The organism is Acinetobacter sp. YH12235 (assembly GCF_013417705.1).
In the GTDB taxonomy this organism is placed as follows: Bacteria; Pseudomonadota; Gammaproteobacteria; order Pseudomonadales; family Moraxellaceae; genus Acinetobacter.
In genome coordinates, this window is record NZ_VPDL01000017.1 from 11729 (window position 1) to 24370 (window position 12642).

General features: G+C 43.5%; 17 protein-coding genes. 6 read left to right on the top strand and 11 right to left on the bottom strand.

Annotated elements, in window-relative coordinates; all coding sequences use genetic code 11:
- Positions 1-18: 18 nt before the first annotated feature.
- The 4 genes from FTV13_RS09995 to FTV13_RS10010 all read right to left on the bottom strand — a co-directional run bounded on the left by FTV13_RS09995 (position 19) and on the right by FTV13_RS10010 (position 4419).
- Positions 19-1458 (bottom strand): amino acid permease, encoded by a 1440-nt coding sequence (locus FTV13_RS09995; RefSeq protein ID WP_034701631.1) that lies wholly within the window; start codon positions 1456-1458, stop codon positions 19-21.
- 152 nt (positions 1459-1610) lie between these two features.
- Complete coding sequence (locus tag FTV13_RS10000; RefSeq protein WP_180011919.1) at positions 1611-1973, bottom strand: RidA family protein; 363 nt, start codon at positions 1971-1973, stop codon at positions 1611-1613.
- Between the two features lie 38 nt (positions 1974-2011).
- A complete protein-coding gene (gene alr / locus FTV13_RS10005; RefSeq protein WP_180011921.1) occupies positions 2012-3124 on the bottom strand; it encodes an alanine racemase in 1113 nt (370 codons plus the stop codon).
- A 35-nt stretch (positions 3125-3159) separates the two neighbouring features.
- Entirely contained in the window at positions 3160-4419 is a 1260-nt protein-coding gene (locus tag FTV13_RS10010) for a D-amino acid dehydrogenase (protein ID WP_034701616.1), read from the bottom strand.
- Positions 4420-4559: 140 nt separating this feature from the next.
- Between FTV13_RS10010 and FTV13_RS10015 the strand changes: the two genes are divergently transcribed.
- A complete protein-coding gene (locus FTV13_RS10015; RefSeq protein WP_004783295.1) occupies positions 4560-5027 on the top strand; it encodes an Lrp/AsnC ligand binding domain-containing protein in 468 nt (155 codons plus the stop codon).
- Positions 5028-5152: 125 nt separating this feature from the next.
- Here FTV13_RS10015 and lysM read toward each other — a convergent pair whose 3' ends face one another.
- From lysM to FTV13_RS10045, 6 genes are all read right to left on the bottom strand, one after another.
- Positions 5153-5662: a peptidoglycan-binding protein LysM gene (lysM, locus tag FTV13_RS10020; RefSeq protein ID WP_004783297.1), complete on the bottom strand. Its 510-nt coding sequence runs from the start codon at positions 5660-5662 to the stop codon at positions 5153-5155.
- Positions 5663-5844: 182 nt separating this feature from the next.
- Entirely contained in the window at positions 5845-6081 is a 237-nt protein-coding gene (gene acpP, locus FTV13_RS10025; protein ID WP_004783299.1) for an acyl carrier protein, read from the bottom strand.
- A gap of 86 nt (positions 6082-6167) precedes the next feature.
- Complete coding sequence (gene fabG / locus FTV13_RS10030; protein WP_180011923.1) at positions 6168-6902, bottom strand: 3-oxoacyl-ACP reductase FabG; 735 nt, start codon at positions 6900-6902, stop codon at positions 6168-6170.
- On the bottom strand, positions 6899-7885 hold the full coding sequence (gene fabD, locus FTV13_RS10035; protein ID WP_180011925.1) for an ACP S-malonyltransferase: 987 nt from the start codon (positions 7883-7885) through the stop codon (positions 6899-6901). The genes fabG and fabD overlap by 4 nt, the downstream gene beginning before the upstream one ends.
- A gap of 245 nt (positions 7886-8130) precedes the next feature.
- Positions 8131-8313: a 50S ribosomal protein L32 gene (gene rpmF, locus FTV13_RS10040; protein ID WP_004783304.1), complete on the bottom strand. Its 183-nt coding sequence runs from the start codon at positions 8311-8313 to the stop codon at positions 8131-8133.
- A gap of 77 nt (positions 8314-8390) precedes the next feature.
- The gene (locus FTV13_RS10045; protein WP_004783305.1) at positions 8391-8948 is read right to left on the bottom strand and encodes a DUF177 domain-containing protein; all 558 of its coding nucleotides are present in this window, start codon (positions 8946-8948) and stop codon (positions 8391-8393) included.
- A gap of 99 nt (positions 8949-9047) precedes the next feature.
- Between FTV13_RS10045 and FTV13_RS10050 the strand changes: the two genes are divergently transcribed.
- The 3 genes from FTV13_RS10050 (at position 9048) to FTV13_RS10060 (ending at position 10723) form a co-directional block, all read left to right on the top strand.
- Complete coding sequence (locus FTV13_RS10050; protein WP_125278772.1) at positions 9048-9710, top strand: elongation factor P hydroxylase; 663 nt, start codon at positions 9048-9050, stop codon at positions 9708-9710.
- An 84-nt stretch (positions 9711-9794) separates the two neighbouring features.
- Positions 9795-10412, top strand: coding sequence for an L-threonylcarbamoyladenylate synthase (locus tag FTV13_RS10055; protein WP_004783309.1), 618 nt, complete (start codon positions 9795-9797; stop codon positions 10410-10412).
- A gap of 38 nt (positions 10413-10450) precedes the next feature.
- Complete coding sequence (locus tag FTV13_RS10060; protein WP_159123540.1) at positions 10451-10723, top strand: hypothetical protein; 273 nt, start codon at positions 10451-10453, stop codon at positions 10721-10723.
- Positions 10724-10749: 26 nt separating this feature from the next.
- On the opposite strand, the gene FTV13_RS10065 is transcribed toward FTV13_RS10060, so the two are convergent.
- A complete protein-coding gene (locus FTV13_RS10065) occupies positions 10750-11313 on the bottom strand; it encodes a hypothetical protein (RefSeq protein ID WP_159123539.1) in 564 nt (187 codons plus the stop codon).
- A gap of 264 nt (positions 11314-11577) precedes the next feature.
- On the opposite strand from FTV13_RS10065, the gene FTV13_RS10070 reads away from it, so the two are divergent.
- On the top strand, positions 11578-12024 hold the full coding sequence (locus FTV13_RS10070; protein ID WP_218946464.1) for a transposase family protein: 447 nt from the start codon (positions 11578-11580) through the stop codon (positions 12022-12024).
- Positions 11972-12442, top strand: coding sequence for an IS5/IS1182 family transposase (locus FTV13_RS10075; RefSeq protein ID WP_004809604.1), 471 nt, complete (start codon positions 11972-11974; stop codon positions 12440-12442). Before FTV13_RS10070 ends, FTV13_RS10075 begins: the two co-directional genes overlap by 53 nt.
- The last annotated feature ends 200 nt before the right edge of the window (positions 12443-12642 follow it).

The window sequence follows — 12642 nt, forward strand, 5'->3', positions numbered from 1 at the left end:
ATTTTTTATGTCTGCACTTTATTCTCCGGAGAGAATTTGCTGACGTTTACGAAGACGTGGTTTATACAAAGTATGATAGGTAGTAAACAGAATCACCAACCACAGCGGACTAATCATCAGTGCCTTCATGGTATCTGCTTCCAGACTTAAAATAACTAAGGCAAAGAACAAGAAGATCAACACCAGATAGGACATCCAGATTCCGCCCGGCATTTTGAAGGTCGAAGTGGCATGTTTTTCAGGTTGCTGTTTACGGTAACGGATATAACACACCATAATCAGCCCCCAGATACTGATAAACAGAATCACACAGAGTGAGCTGGCCAGCGTAAAGGCTTCCATCGTGTTCGGTACAAAGTACTGGAAAGCCGCACCTGCCATAATAAAGGCACAAGAAAATAACAGACCTTTAGCCGGAACTGCGCGACTTGAAAGCTCAGCCAAAGCCTGAGGTGCCTGACCATCACGTGCCAGACCAAACAGCATCCGGCTGGTAGAGAACACGCCACTATTCATGGAGGACATCACAGAAGACAGCACCACCAGATTCATGATAATGGCTGACACTGGAATACCCGCATGCAGGAAAAGGGTCACGAAAGGGCTTTGATCAGCAGGAATTTCTACCCACGGTGTTACAGACATAATCACCAGCAGAGACAATACATAGAACAGGATGATTCGCGTAGGAATCGCATTCACTGCTTTAGGCAAGTTCTTTTCCGGATCCTTGGTTTCAGCCGCCATCGTACCCAGCAGCTCTACACCTACGAAAGCAAACATCGCAATCTGGAAGCCAGCCAGAAAGCCCATTGTGCCCTTAGGGAACATACCATCATAGGCCCAGACATTGGTCAGGCTGGCAGCCGATCCACTTGGTGCCTGGAAGTCGCTGAAGATCATATATCCGCCAATCACAATCAGGCCCAGAATCGCCAGAATTTTAATCAGGGCGAACCAAAACTCGATTTCACCAAACAGCTTCACGGTCAGCAGGTTAATTCCCAGTACCAGCAATACACAGCCCGCACTGATCATGGCCTGTCCCATGGGTGTAAAAGCCATATCGGGTGGCAGCCAGAAATTCAGATAATTGATAATTGCCGCTAAGTCGGCAATACCGACCAGAATCCAGCCCAGCCAGTACGACCAGCCAATATAATAGCCAGCCCCCGGACCAATCAGGTCATGCGCCATATCAATGAAGGATTTATAGTGCAAATTGGATAACAGGATTTCCCCTAATGCACGCATCAGGAAAAAGAACATGGCTCCAATAATCATGTAGATAAACAAGATTGAAGGCCCTGCCAGTGCAATCGTTTTACCAGAACCCATAAACAGGCCTGTACCAATGGCACCACCAATGGCAATTAACTGCAAATGACGGTTAGAGAGCTTACGTTGTAATTCATGGGGAGATGATGATGCATCATCTTTAGAAGAGGCTGTATTCATATTCGGTTCCTTTTTCACATCAAGCCTTCGCTTATCTGATAGGATTTCTTCCTGAAATCCTGATTGCAGATGCAGTTTCATTTAATGGATTAAATGATCAGGCCTGATATGCTTACAAAATCAAGTTGGGAGATATAAAAATCTGAAGCAACTTAAGGGAGTGCTGCAATCACTGCAATTTCAATTAACCAGGCGGGATTTACCAGATCCGCCTGAATGGTTGCGCGTGCTGGTGTGCCACATCCCTCGAGCCATTCAATCCAGAGTGCATTGACGGTTTGAAAGTCTTCCAGGTTTTTAACAAAGAGCTGTGCAGATAACAGACGGCTTTTGTCTGTACCTGCCAGTTTAAGGAGTTGATCAATCTTCATGAGCACTTCCCGCGTTTGACCACGAATATCCAGACTGCTGCTGTCTGGCACCTGCCCTGATAAATACACCGTTTTATTGTGAATGGTGACAGCACTCATGACCTGATTGCTGTTCAAATGCTGAATATCTGCATGTTCCGTCATAATTTTATCCTCTCTTATTTCTAATATTTGTTTAATCTTTAGCTTTCAATCTGCACGGGCACACGTTGAGTAATGGCACACATCAGCTCATAGCCAACCGTACCCGAACCCGCGGCCACTTCATCAATCGGCAATACTGTGCCGTGTATGGATTGTCCCCACAGCACAACTTCGCTACCAATCTGCGCATCAGGTATAGAACCTAGATCAACCGCCAGCATATCCATACTGACGCGACCGACCGTTTGGGTTCGAATCCCATCTACCAAAACTGGTGTTCCAGTTTGTGTGATTCGCTGATAACCATCCGCATAACCACAGGCCACAATTCCAATCTGCATATCTTGCTCAACTATAAAAGTAGAGCCATAACCAATGCTGTCTTCTGCCCGAACCTGCTGAATCGCGATCAGTTCGCTACGCAGACTCATGGTCGGCTTTAAGTTCCAGTGATCAATCGTATGGGCGGGATAGTCAGGTGAGCTGCCGTAAAGCATGATGCCGCTACGTACAATGTCTGACTGTATATGCTGATGATGACGCAGAATGGCAGCACTATTACTGAGTGAAGTTTTGCCCGGCAGATTTTGAATGGTTTCGGTAAAGACCAGCTGTTGATGTTCAATACCTTCCTGTCCAAGGCGCATGCCATCCGCATCGGAAAAATGTGTCATATGACTGATGGAGCATACTTGCTTAATATTTTTTAATTCCTGAAAAGCGACACGATACTGCTCAGGTAAAAAACCCAGTCGGTTCATTCCGCTATTCATTTTTAAAAAGATATCAAACTGTACGTCTGGTTGTAAGTCGACAAAGGTTTTTAACCATTCCAGTTGATGCTGGGCATGAATTGCAAAACTTATCCCGTACTTGGCGCAGTCGAATAAATCTTCAAGGCCAAAAATGCCTTCCAGTAACAATAAGGGTTTGTCACAGCCTAAGGCACGCAAACGCTTTCCTTCAGTAAGATCCAGAAAGGCAAAACCATCAGCACTTTTTAATGCGGGATAAACCCGCTCAATACCGTGCCCATAGGCATCAGCTTTAACCACTGCAAAGACCTGGCTTTGAGGTGCGCAGGAACGTGCAACTTGCAGGTTATGTTGCAATGCCTGTTGATGAATCACCGCGTGTATTGGACGTGGCATAAATTTCTTCCCTGAAACTGATAATCCTTAAAAGCTTAAGCAACCTGCTGATAACGATTCAGCGACAAGCCTTCAGTACTAATCTCAGGTGCTTGACCCAGTACCAGATCACTGATCAGCTTTCCTGAACCACAGGCCATGGTCCAACCTAGGGTACCGTGTCCAGTATTTAGGAACAGGTTATTAAAGCGTGTTGGTCCAATGATTGGCGTACTATCCGGGGTCATTGGACGTAAGCCGGTCCAGAAACTGGCCTGCGCCATATCGCCGCCCGGGAACAGGTCACGAGTGACCATTTCCAAGGTTGCGCGACGATCTTCATTCAGACCCAAATTAAAGCCTGTCAGCTCTGCCATACCACCGACACGGATGCGCTGATCAAAACGAGTCAATGCAATCTTGTAAGTTTCATCCAGCACAGTCGATTGCGGTGCATGAGTCTGATCCACAATTGGAATGGTCAATGAATAACCTTTAACCGGATACACCGGCAGATCCAGGTGTAACGGCTTCAGGAAATCACGGGAATAGCTACCGAAAGCCAGCACATATTTATCTGCGGTCAATACCTGACCGTTGACCAGCACACCTTTAATCTGGTCACCTTCAAACAGCAGTTTTTCAACATGCTGGTTAAACTTGAACTGTACGCCCATGCCTTTGGCATAATTGGCCAGCGCATTGGTGAACAGGTAGCAATCACCAGTTTCATCATTTGGCAGATGCAAACCACCTACCAGTTTATCTTTAGCTTCTGCCAGTGCCGGTTCAACTTTGGCTAGCTGTTCACGATCCAGCAATTCAAAATCCACGCCGGTTTCTTTCAGCACTTCGATATCACGTTGCACTGCATCGAGCTGTGCTTCCTTACGAAAAATCTGCAAGGTTCCTTTAGAACGGTTTTCATAAGAAATGCCGATATCACGACGTAGATTACGTAAACAGTCACGGCTATATTCAGCGACCCGCACCATACGTTCTTTATTCACTGCATAATGCTGGGCATTACAGTTTTTCAGCATCTGGGCCATCCACTGTAACTGCCACAGACTACCATCAACATTAATCGCCAATGGTGCATGATGCTGGAACATCCATTTCACTGCTTTAAATGGAATGCCAGGTGCTGCCCACGGTGTCGAATAACCAGGAGAAATCTGGCCTGCATTACCAAAACTGGTTTCTTCAGCTGGACCTGCCTGACGGTCAAGGACAGTCACTTCTGCTCCCTGCTGCGCAAGATAGTAGGCACTTGTTACACCAATGACACCACCACCTAATACAATTACGCGCATGACATTACCCTCAATGACGTTTATAGTTTATTTCACCAGTATATTTTTGGATCAATAGTGAATTTCACTGTTTTAAACTGATATATTCAGCAAATTCACTAGATTTTTCGCGTCATTTTTAAAAATTAAGGGAATAATAGATGCGTAAATTAGACCGCATTGATCGCATGATTTTAGATATCCTGCAGCGCGATGGACGCATTGCCATTAGTGAACTTGCCTCCCGAGTCAACCTCTCCACCACACCTTGTTCCGAGCGGGTCAAGCGACTGGAACGGGATGGGATCATCATGGGTTACCATGCCCGGCTCAATCCGGAAAAGCTGGAAAAGAACCTGTTAGTGTTTCTGGAAATCAAACTTTCTGCCAAATCCGGTGATGTATTTGAACAGGTCGCGCGTGACTTAAGCGAAATTCCTGAAGTGCTGGAATGTCATCTGATCTCGGGAGATTTTGATTATCTGGTGAAAGCACGCCTAAAGGAAATGAGTGCTTACCGGCGTCTGCTTGGGGATTTATTAAAAAAGCTCCCATCTTCTGCTTCCTCACATAGTTATGTGGTGATGGAAGAAGTAAAGGAAAGTTCATATCTGGATGTAGGAATCTAATTCTGACAAGGGTTCAAGTGGTAGATACAACAAAACCCCATAAGGGGCTTTGTTGTGAACCGTTTATCTGAATTAGATAAGTTTAAAATAAAATTTTATTAATTTATATTGATGATTATCTAAAACTAGGCAGGAATACGTAGTACCTGACCCGGGAAAATATCATCCGCATTTTTCAGTAAAGGGCGATTTGCCTCGAAAATCTTGTTGTACTGGTTGGCATCACCATAAAATTCTTTCGAAATTTTAGATAAGGTATCACCCGATTTAACCGTATAGAACTTACTTTCAGGTTCCGGATTCGCTACAGTCAGCTGGTCATCCACTTTAGCGACATGATCAACATTTCCTACCGCTAAAATAATCTTTTCACGATCCGCCTGACTTTGTACCTGTCCGCGTACGGTTGCCAGATCTGAGGTTGAGTTATAGCTGATCGACAATCCTGTAATTGGCAGTCCTAGGCTTTTAACATGGCCTAATAATTTGTTCGCTATTTCCTGTGCAGAAGGTTCAGCCGATGCTGCTTTAGGTGCAGCGGCAGGTGCCTGTTGAGTTGCTGCCGGTGTTTGTTGTGGCTCCGCAGCTGCAGTGTTCTTTTTACCAATGCCTTTTACAAAATCAAAAAGACCCATAGTGGACTCCATTCTTGTTATTCATCAGATCATTCTTATTTGTACAAGGAAAGCAGCAGATACAAAGTTAGTCATTGGTAAGCAAAAGGTTATCGATTGTAAAATCACCCTATATCTATTCTACAGGCACAAAAAAACCACCTTGCGGTGGTCTTTAGGTTCAGCAAAGCTGAAAATCAGCATTAACCAAGTTTTTTAGTAACATAGTCAATAGCAGATTGAACAGTTGTGATTTCGTTAGAATCTTCATCAGGAATAGTGATGTCGAAGTCATTTTCGAAAGACATAACAAGTTCAACCAGGTCTAGAGAATCAGCACCTAAGTCATCCATGAAAGATGCTTCGTTTTTAATCTCTTCGACTTTAATACCAAGTTGTTCTGCAACCGCTTGTTTAACGCGTTGTTCGATATCGCTCACAGGAATTCTCCTCATTGCTTGTGGCGTTTTTAATGCCGTTAGTTTAATTGAATCTATAAAATTTGGAAAGTTAATACATGTGCCGTTTAGCTCATGTATAAACCACCATTAACGTGAATGACTGTACCTGTAATGTAACTGGCTTTGTCCGATGCCAGGAAACTTACGGCATTCGCGATATCTTGTGGATCACCTAAACGGTTTAAAGCCACTTGATCACTCATTTTCTTGCGAATTTCTTCACTTAACTGTTCAGTCATTTCAGTCGCGATAAAGCCTGGTGCAACAGCATTGACAGTAATCTGACGACTACCCATTTCTTTAGCCAGACTGCGACCAAATGCCTCAATACCTGCTTTTGCTGCAGAGTAGTTTGCCTGACCTGGGTTAGCAAAATGCGCCACCACAGAACTGATATTAATGATACGGCCGAAACGTGCCTTAGTCATACCTTTCAGCACACGTTTAGATAAACGATAAACGGCTTTCAGATGAATGTTTAAAATATCATCCCAGTCGTCTTCCGACATACGCAATAACAGATTGTCTTTGGTAATACCGGCATTATTCACCAGTACCAGCACAGGACCATAGTTTTGTTCAATATCACTGACTAGCGCATCAATCGCAGTACCATCACGTACATCTAGAACTTTACCGGCACCATTTTTAGCAAATTGTGCATTAAGTTTCTCTGCACCCGCTTCAGAAGTTGCAGTACCTACGACAAAATAACCGTCTTGAATTAATTGTTGTGCAATTGCAGCACCAATGCCGCGGCTTGCACCTGTCACCAAGGCAACTTTACGTTCCTGTGTCATGCAATTTTCCCTTCTGCCACCAATACGGTGTTAAGCGCATCTTCCAGACGAGATTGAGTATCTAATGGAAGTGCTTTTTCGATATTTGGTAAACGTTTTGCCATATTGGCCAGTACATTACCTGGGCCACATTCTACAATGTACTCAACGCCTTCATCTTGAAGGAATTGTAGTGTTTTAGTCCATTGTACTGACTCATACAGCTGCTCAGTCAAAGCCTGACGAAGCTCACTCACGTCCGCAGCTGCTTTTGCGCCTACATTTTGTAATACAGGTATGCGTGGCATCTCAATGGCAGTTTGTTCCAAAGCTGTTGCGAACTGCTCAGCGGCAGGTTTCATCAGTGAACAATGTGAAGGAACTGAAACTGGCAGTGCAATCGCTTTACCGCCATTTTCTTTGGCCAGTGCCATCACGACTTCTACACGTTCTTTATTACCGGCAACTACGACTTGCCCCTGAGCATTATAGTTGGCTGCTTCAACTGAACCTTCGCCTGCTGCTGTTGCGTGTGCACAAAGCTCGATCACTTTGGCATCATCCAGACCCAGAATCGCTGCCATTGCACCTACGCCTTGAGGTACAGCAGTTTGCATCAACTTACCACGCAGGTTCACCAGCTTGACTGCATCACCCAGACTTAAAGCACCCGCTGCAACTAACGCGCTGTATTCACCGAGTGAATGGCCCGCCATATATTTTGGTGCTACCCCACCCAGCTCTAACCATACACGCCATAATGCGATGGATGCTGTTAATAGTACCGGTTGAGTAAATTCGGTTTGATCCAGACCTTCACCCGTCTGTGCAATCTGCCACAGATCAAAACCCACCGCTTCAGATGCTTCAGCAAATGTATCGCGGATACCACTAAACTGTTCTGCAAGTTCAGCGAGCATGCCGACTTTTTGTGAACCCTGACCTGGGAACACAAATGCAGTTTTAGTTGCTTGAGCTGCTTGTTCGAGTTGTTTAGCAGACATAAATAAAATCCTTTCATTCAAGAGGTGCGAATCTTTTCTTAGACCTAAAATTGGCCGATCAGATCACCTTACCCATTGTGGAGCGCAATTTAACACGTAATTTTGGCTTGGGTAATTGCCAAATACAACAAAAACCGCGACTTCACATGATGGCCGCAAAACCTGAACATAAAATCAGGCATAAAAAAAGGGAGCTTAACGCTCCCATTTTTTCTACTAAGCTTTAACGCTTAATACATCATCAATTATTCAGCAGATGCTTTAGCGAATAATTGACGACCACGGTAGATACCATCTTTAGATACGTGGTGACGACGATGAGTTTCACCAGTAGTTTGGTCTACAGTTAATGCATTCTCAGTTAAAGCGTCATGTGAACGGCGCATGTCACGGCGAGAGCGACTTTTACGGTTTTGCTGAACGGCCATGATGGCTCCTTACAAATATCGAAAAAATGGATCAGAACAAATTCGATTGTCTTATACGCATGAGTATAACACAAAAATTAGTTAAGTTTACCCTTCAAAGCTGCCAAAACTTCAAACGGATTATCCCGTTTTTCTTCAACAACTTCTTCTGCGGCAGGTTGATGCTTATGCTCACAAACGTCATGCTTAGGAGACAGCGGCATCAACAATAACAATTCATCTTCTATCAGTGCGAGTAAGTCAGCGGTGGCAGGTGCATCATATGAACCCTTCGTCGTTGCTTCACTTTCACCTAAGACGATGAAATCAGCATCCTCATCCAAGCGCTCTATCAGTGACTCATCATCCACAAGAGCTAGATGAAAATCTGAAACGAGTTCGATTTCAACGGTCTCCAGACAACGCTGGCATTCCATTGGAACTTTCGTTTCAACATGACCATCCAACCATGCAATGCGATGATAGGCATCCATTGATAGCTTACAGTCTATGTTAATCAATTGATCATCAATTGATCCAACAGCTTCACGAGCAATACGAACAAAGCGGGATAAAGGCAGTTGACCTGACCATTTAAAGCCCTGTTCAGCCCATTTAAACGGCTCAATCTGTGCCGGAAAGGTATTTGCTGACATAATTAAGGCGGCAATTCTACAAATTCATCAGAACTCTGTCAAAGATTAAGATACAATTTTGTACTTATTTTTAGACAGACCAATTGGGTAATTTCAGTCATGCATCTGTTGCAGCCGCAAACAGAAGTGAATGTTTCATCACTCGTTAGCACACTTTCAACCTCCGATTCTGACAGCTCACTACAGCAAGTGCAACGCTTACCGTGGGCGAATTTATCCTCAGAAGCGGAACAGGTTGATTGGCTCATCTTACACTTTAATCACTGGTTTTCCCACCTAAATGTCACTTTAGTCCGTGGTGAGTTTGAACCGGAGTATTTCCCGGCAACAAAAGATAGCCCTGCCCGGATCCAGTTTGCGCATGGCTTCTTTAATAGTGCCCTGCATGAAATCAGTCACTGGACGATTGCCGGTGACAAGCGCCGTCTGCTGCCAGATCTGGGTTATTGGTATGCGCCAGATGGTCGCACCAAGGAACAGCAGGCATTATTTGAGCAGGTCGAAATCAAACCACAAGCGATTGAATGGATGTTTTCCAAAGCATTTGGTCGTAAGTTCCGTGTGTCTCTGGATAATTTAACCGGCGATGGTGGTGATGGCTCCAGCTTTAAAGATAATGTCTATGCCCAGGTGCAACGTTATTTTAGTGGCGAAGCCAAACTGCCGCGTGATGCCAAACGCTTCATTGATTGTATCTGTGTCTGCACCCGTGCGGGCAAAAGTTTACAATCTGATGAATTTCAACGTGAAATGCTTGATTAAATTACACAAATCTACCTGTTTGTCATTGTTACTTTATACAAAGGCATTTCATAATAAGTTTAAGGCAGGTTGGGAGGAATATTTATGCTGCATTTACGTGTACACCCGGATAATCCGCAAGCTCGTCTGATCAGTCAGGCAGTAGAACGTATTCGTGCCGGTGATGTTGTGGTTTATCCGACCGATGCAGCCTATGCGATTGGCTGCCAGATCGGGAATAAACATGCGATGGAGCGAATCGCACAGATTCGTGGTCTAGGACCTAAGCACCAATATGCCATTATCTGCTGTGACTTATCCGATCTTGCGACTTATGCCAAAGTCGACAATGCCGTCTATCGTTTGCTGAAAAATAATACACCTGCTGTGACCACGTTTATTCTTCCGGCAACCAGCGAAGTGCCTAAACGTTTAATGCATCCAAAGAAAAAAACCATTGGTTTGCGTATCCCTACCAATCCTGTGTGTCAGATGCTGCTTCAAGAGCTGGGCGAACCGCTGCTCACTTCAACGCTCATCCTGCCAGACCAGACGGATCCTTTAGATGATCCTTATGACATTGAAATGCAGCTTGGTAAGCGTATTGATGTTTTTATCGACAGTGGACTAGGCACATTAAGTACGACTTCTATTGTGGATTTATCAGGAGATCAGCCTGAAGTGATTCGTCGTGGTGTTGGTGATGTCAGTGCTTTTGAATAAATAAAGCTGCTTCTAATGAAGTCTCAGAAGAAAATAAAATGGATTTGTTTTATATCCTCCTGAACCTGAATGAATTTCCTGCCGATCATCTGATCTATGCTGAATTGCCTTGGACACTGGAATCCAAGGCAATATCTATCGATAAAAATTCCAAGCCAGAATTAAATCTGAATATCAATAATATTGAATACTCATACTTTCTTGAGATCGCGATGGCAAGAAAACTTCTACAAGTTTATTCAACAAGCAATGTTTGTCTGGCAGCTACCTGCCAACGTATCATCGAATATGTATTGCGAGATCAGAATTAAAATAACCTTATCACGCATGCCAGGATTTAATAGCTCGCTGCACGCTCCTGAGTAGATGTACTGACCGCTGGTGCAACCGAAGGAACCTGATTATTCAAACTTGGCATTGGGGGGAACGGATCACCTTCTTTATAATGTTTTAACTGCAAGAAGTTTGGACATTCCGACAGTTTTTGCTGATGAGTTGCAAGTTCAGCACCAAACCTGTTTTTGACTGAAACATGAAAAGTGATTTGATCCTCTTCAAGCACATTCAATAACGCAGTCCGGGCTGTGGATTCCATAGTCCTAAAAGAATCAATAGAATTACAGCTCATGGTTTTGACCATTGCAGTAACACCGTCGGGTAAATCTTTGCCCGTATAAAGCGTATTACGCATATAGAAACGAATATGAGGATACTGGTCCAGTACGCTAAAATCCAGTTTCATGGCCTGCATCACTGGTTTGGCCTGCTCGACAAAGCTGGAAAAGCCGCCAGACTTCAGATTGGTACGCATTTCATTTTCAAGCTGCATGAGCTGATATTGAGGATAGCCCCAGAATACCCCTAAGCCGATGACGCCGATTAACACAAGTATGATTGGCATTTTTATAATTAACCTGATCTATGATTGTTATTTATCAATATTTTTTTGGCTATATTAGTTTATTTTTTAGGCGATAGATAACTGTTTTTTCTTATTTTTATCACATATTTCCTGATGAGCTTTCACTCAGTCACTATTTAATAGGTGCTGAGAATCTTGTAAAAATTCTCTATATGAAGTTACAGTTTCTCAGACCACTCAGACCATATTGTATTTAATTTTAGCTAATAGATCTCTTTCATAAATCAAAAAACGATCTTCTTTTTGGTTAATATTTGCACTCCGGATTTCTTGGCATTCGTGCATAATCTGCGGATGAAATACATCGATTCAAACAAGCTTTCTGATCCTCAGTTCAAGCGATACACAGGCATCTCATGGTCAACTTTCTATTTGATGGTTGAGCAATTGCAGAAGCATGTCCCTGCCAAAGGCAGACCGCCCAAGTTAAGCCTGGAGGATCAGGTTCTGCTCTGTCTGAGCTATTGGCGGGAATACCGAACCTTATTTCACGTTGCGACGAGTTACGGGGTTTCAGAGCCCACAGCCTCAAGAATTGTCCATCATGTTGAAGACTGCCTGATTCGGTCCAATCTGTTTAATTTACCCAAAGATTTACCCGAGGGCGAAGGCATCGACTGGAATGTTGTGATCGTGGATGCCACGGAAATTCCAATCCAAAGGCCTAAAAAAACAGAAGAAAAGCTATAGCGGCAAGAAAAAGACCCATACCTTTAAAGTACAGGCCATGATTCACTACAAAACTCAGCAAATTCTGAGTTTATGTACCAGTCGCGGTGCAGTGCATGATTTCGAGTTGTTCAAACGCAATTTAAACCAGATTCCTTTTGGGGCTTTTATTCTTGCAGATAAAGGCTATCAGGGGATTTATGTGTTGTATCCGAATAGCCTGTTGCCATTAAAAGCCAAAAGACACTGTAAATTGGATCCTGAATTGAAAATCTATAATCAAGAAATCAATAAAAGAAGAATCGGAATTGAGCATGTATTTGGCAGCCTGAAAACCTTCAAAATCCTTGCTGAGCGTTATCGAAATAGAGGTAAAAGGCTTGGTTTGAGATTCAATTTAATCGCTGGAATCTACAACTTGGAACTGAGCAAAAAATGATTTATGAAAGAGGTCTAATATGCTGTTTAATATCAGACTTGTGCGTTTTACCCAATTAAAAAAATAAAATTTCTCCTAAAATAAATATGGTTTTTTTGCATTTGAATGCATATCTATTTTATTTAACGACAATTTTCCAGTACAATGCCAACTACTAAATTATGTGCTTTTTCTCCTGACAACAGCTCGGGGAATAAGCC

What these genes read in the sequence shown, in the direction of transcription:
- FTV13_RS10055 (WP_004783309.1), top strand. Translation starts at nt 9,795, where the DNA reads ATGCTGCATTTACGTGTACACCCGGATAATCCGCAAGCTCGTCTGATC.
- FTV13_RS09995 (WP_034701631.1), bottom strand. Translation starts at nt 1,458, where the DNA reads ATGAATACAGCCTCTTCTAAAGATGATGCATCATCATCTCCCCATGAA.
- FTV13_RS10060 (WP_159123540.1), top strand. Translation starts at nt 10,451, where the DNA reads ATGGATTTGTTTTATATCCTCCTGAACCTGAATGAATTTCCTGCCGAT.
- rpmF (WP_004783304.1), bottom strand. Translation starts at nt 8,313, where the DNA reads ATGGCCGTTCAGCAAAACCGTAAAAGTCGCTCTCGCCGTGACATGCGC.
- lysM (WP_004783297.1), bottom strand. Translation starts at nt 5,662, where the DNA reads ATGGGTCTTTTTGATTTTGTAAAAGGCATTGGTAAAAAGAACACTGCA.
- FTV13_RS10075 (WP_004809604.1), top strand. Translation starts at nt 11,972, where the DNA reads ATGCCACGGAAATTCCAATCCAAAGGCCTAAAAAAACAGAAGAAAAGC.
- FTV13_RS10045 (WP_004783305.1), bottom strand. Translation starts at nt 8,948, where the DNA reads ATGTCAGCAAATACCTTTCCGGCACAGATTGAGCCGTTTAAATGGGCT.
- FTV13_RS10050 (WP_125278772.1), top strand. Translation starts at nt 9,048, where the DNA reads ATGCATCTGTTGCAGCCGCAAACAGAAGTGAATGTTTCATCACTCGTT.
- alr (WP_180011921.1), bottom strand. Translation starts at nt 3,124, where the DNA reads ATGCCACGTCCAATACACGCGGTGATTCATCAACAGGCATTGCAACAT.
- FTV13_RS10065 (WP_159123539.1), bottom strand. Translation starts at nt 11,313, where the DNA reads ATGCCAATCATACTTGTGTTAATCGGCGTCATCGGCTTAGGGGTATTC.
- FTV13_RS10000 (WP_180011919.1), bottom strand. Translation starts at nt 1,973, where the DNA reads ATGACGGAACATGCAGATATTCAGCATTTGAACAGCAATCAGGTCATG.
- FTV13_RS10015 (WP_004783295.1), top strand. Translation starts at nt 4,560, where the DNA reads ATGCGTAAATTAGACCGCATTGATCGCATGATTTTAGATATCCTGCAG.
- fabD (WP_180011925.1), bottom strand. Translation starts at nt 7,885, where the DNA reads ATGTCTGCTAAACAACTCGAACAAGCAGCTCAAGCAACTAAAACTGCA.
- fabG (WP_180011923.1), bottom strand. Translation starts at nt 6,902, where the DNA reads ATGACACAGGAACGTAAAGTTGCCTTGGTGACAGGTGCAAGCCGCGGC.
- FTV13_RS10010 (WP_034701616.1), bottom strand. Translation starts at nt 4,419, where the DNA reads ATGCGCGTAATTGTATTAGGTGGTGGTGTCATTGGTGTAACAAGTGCC.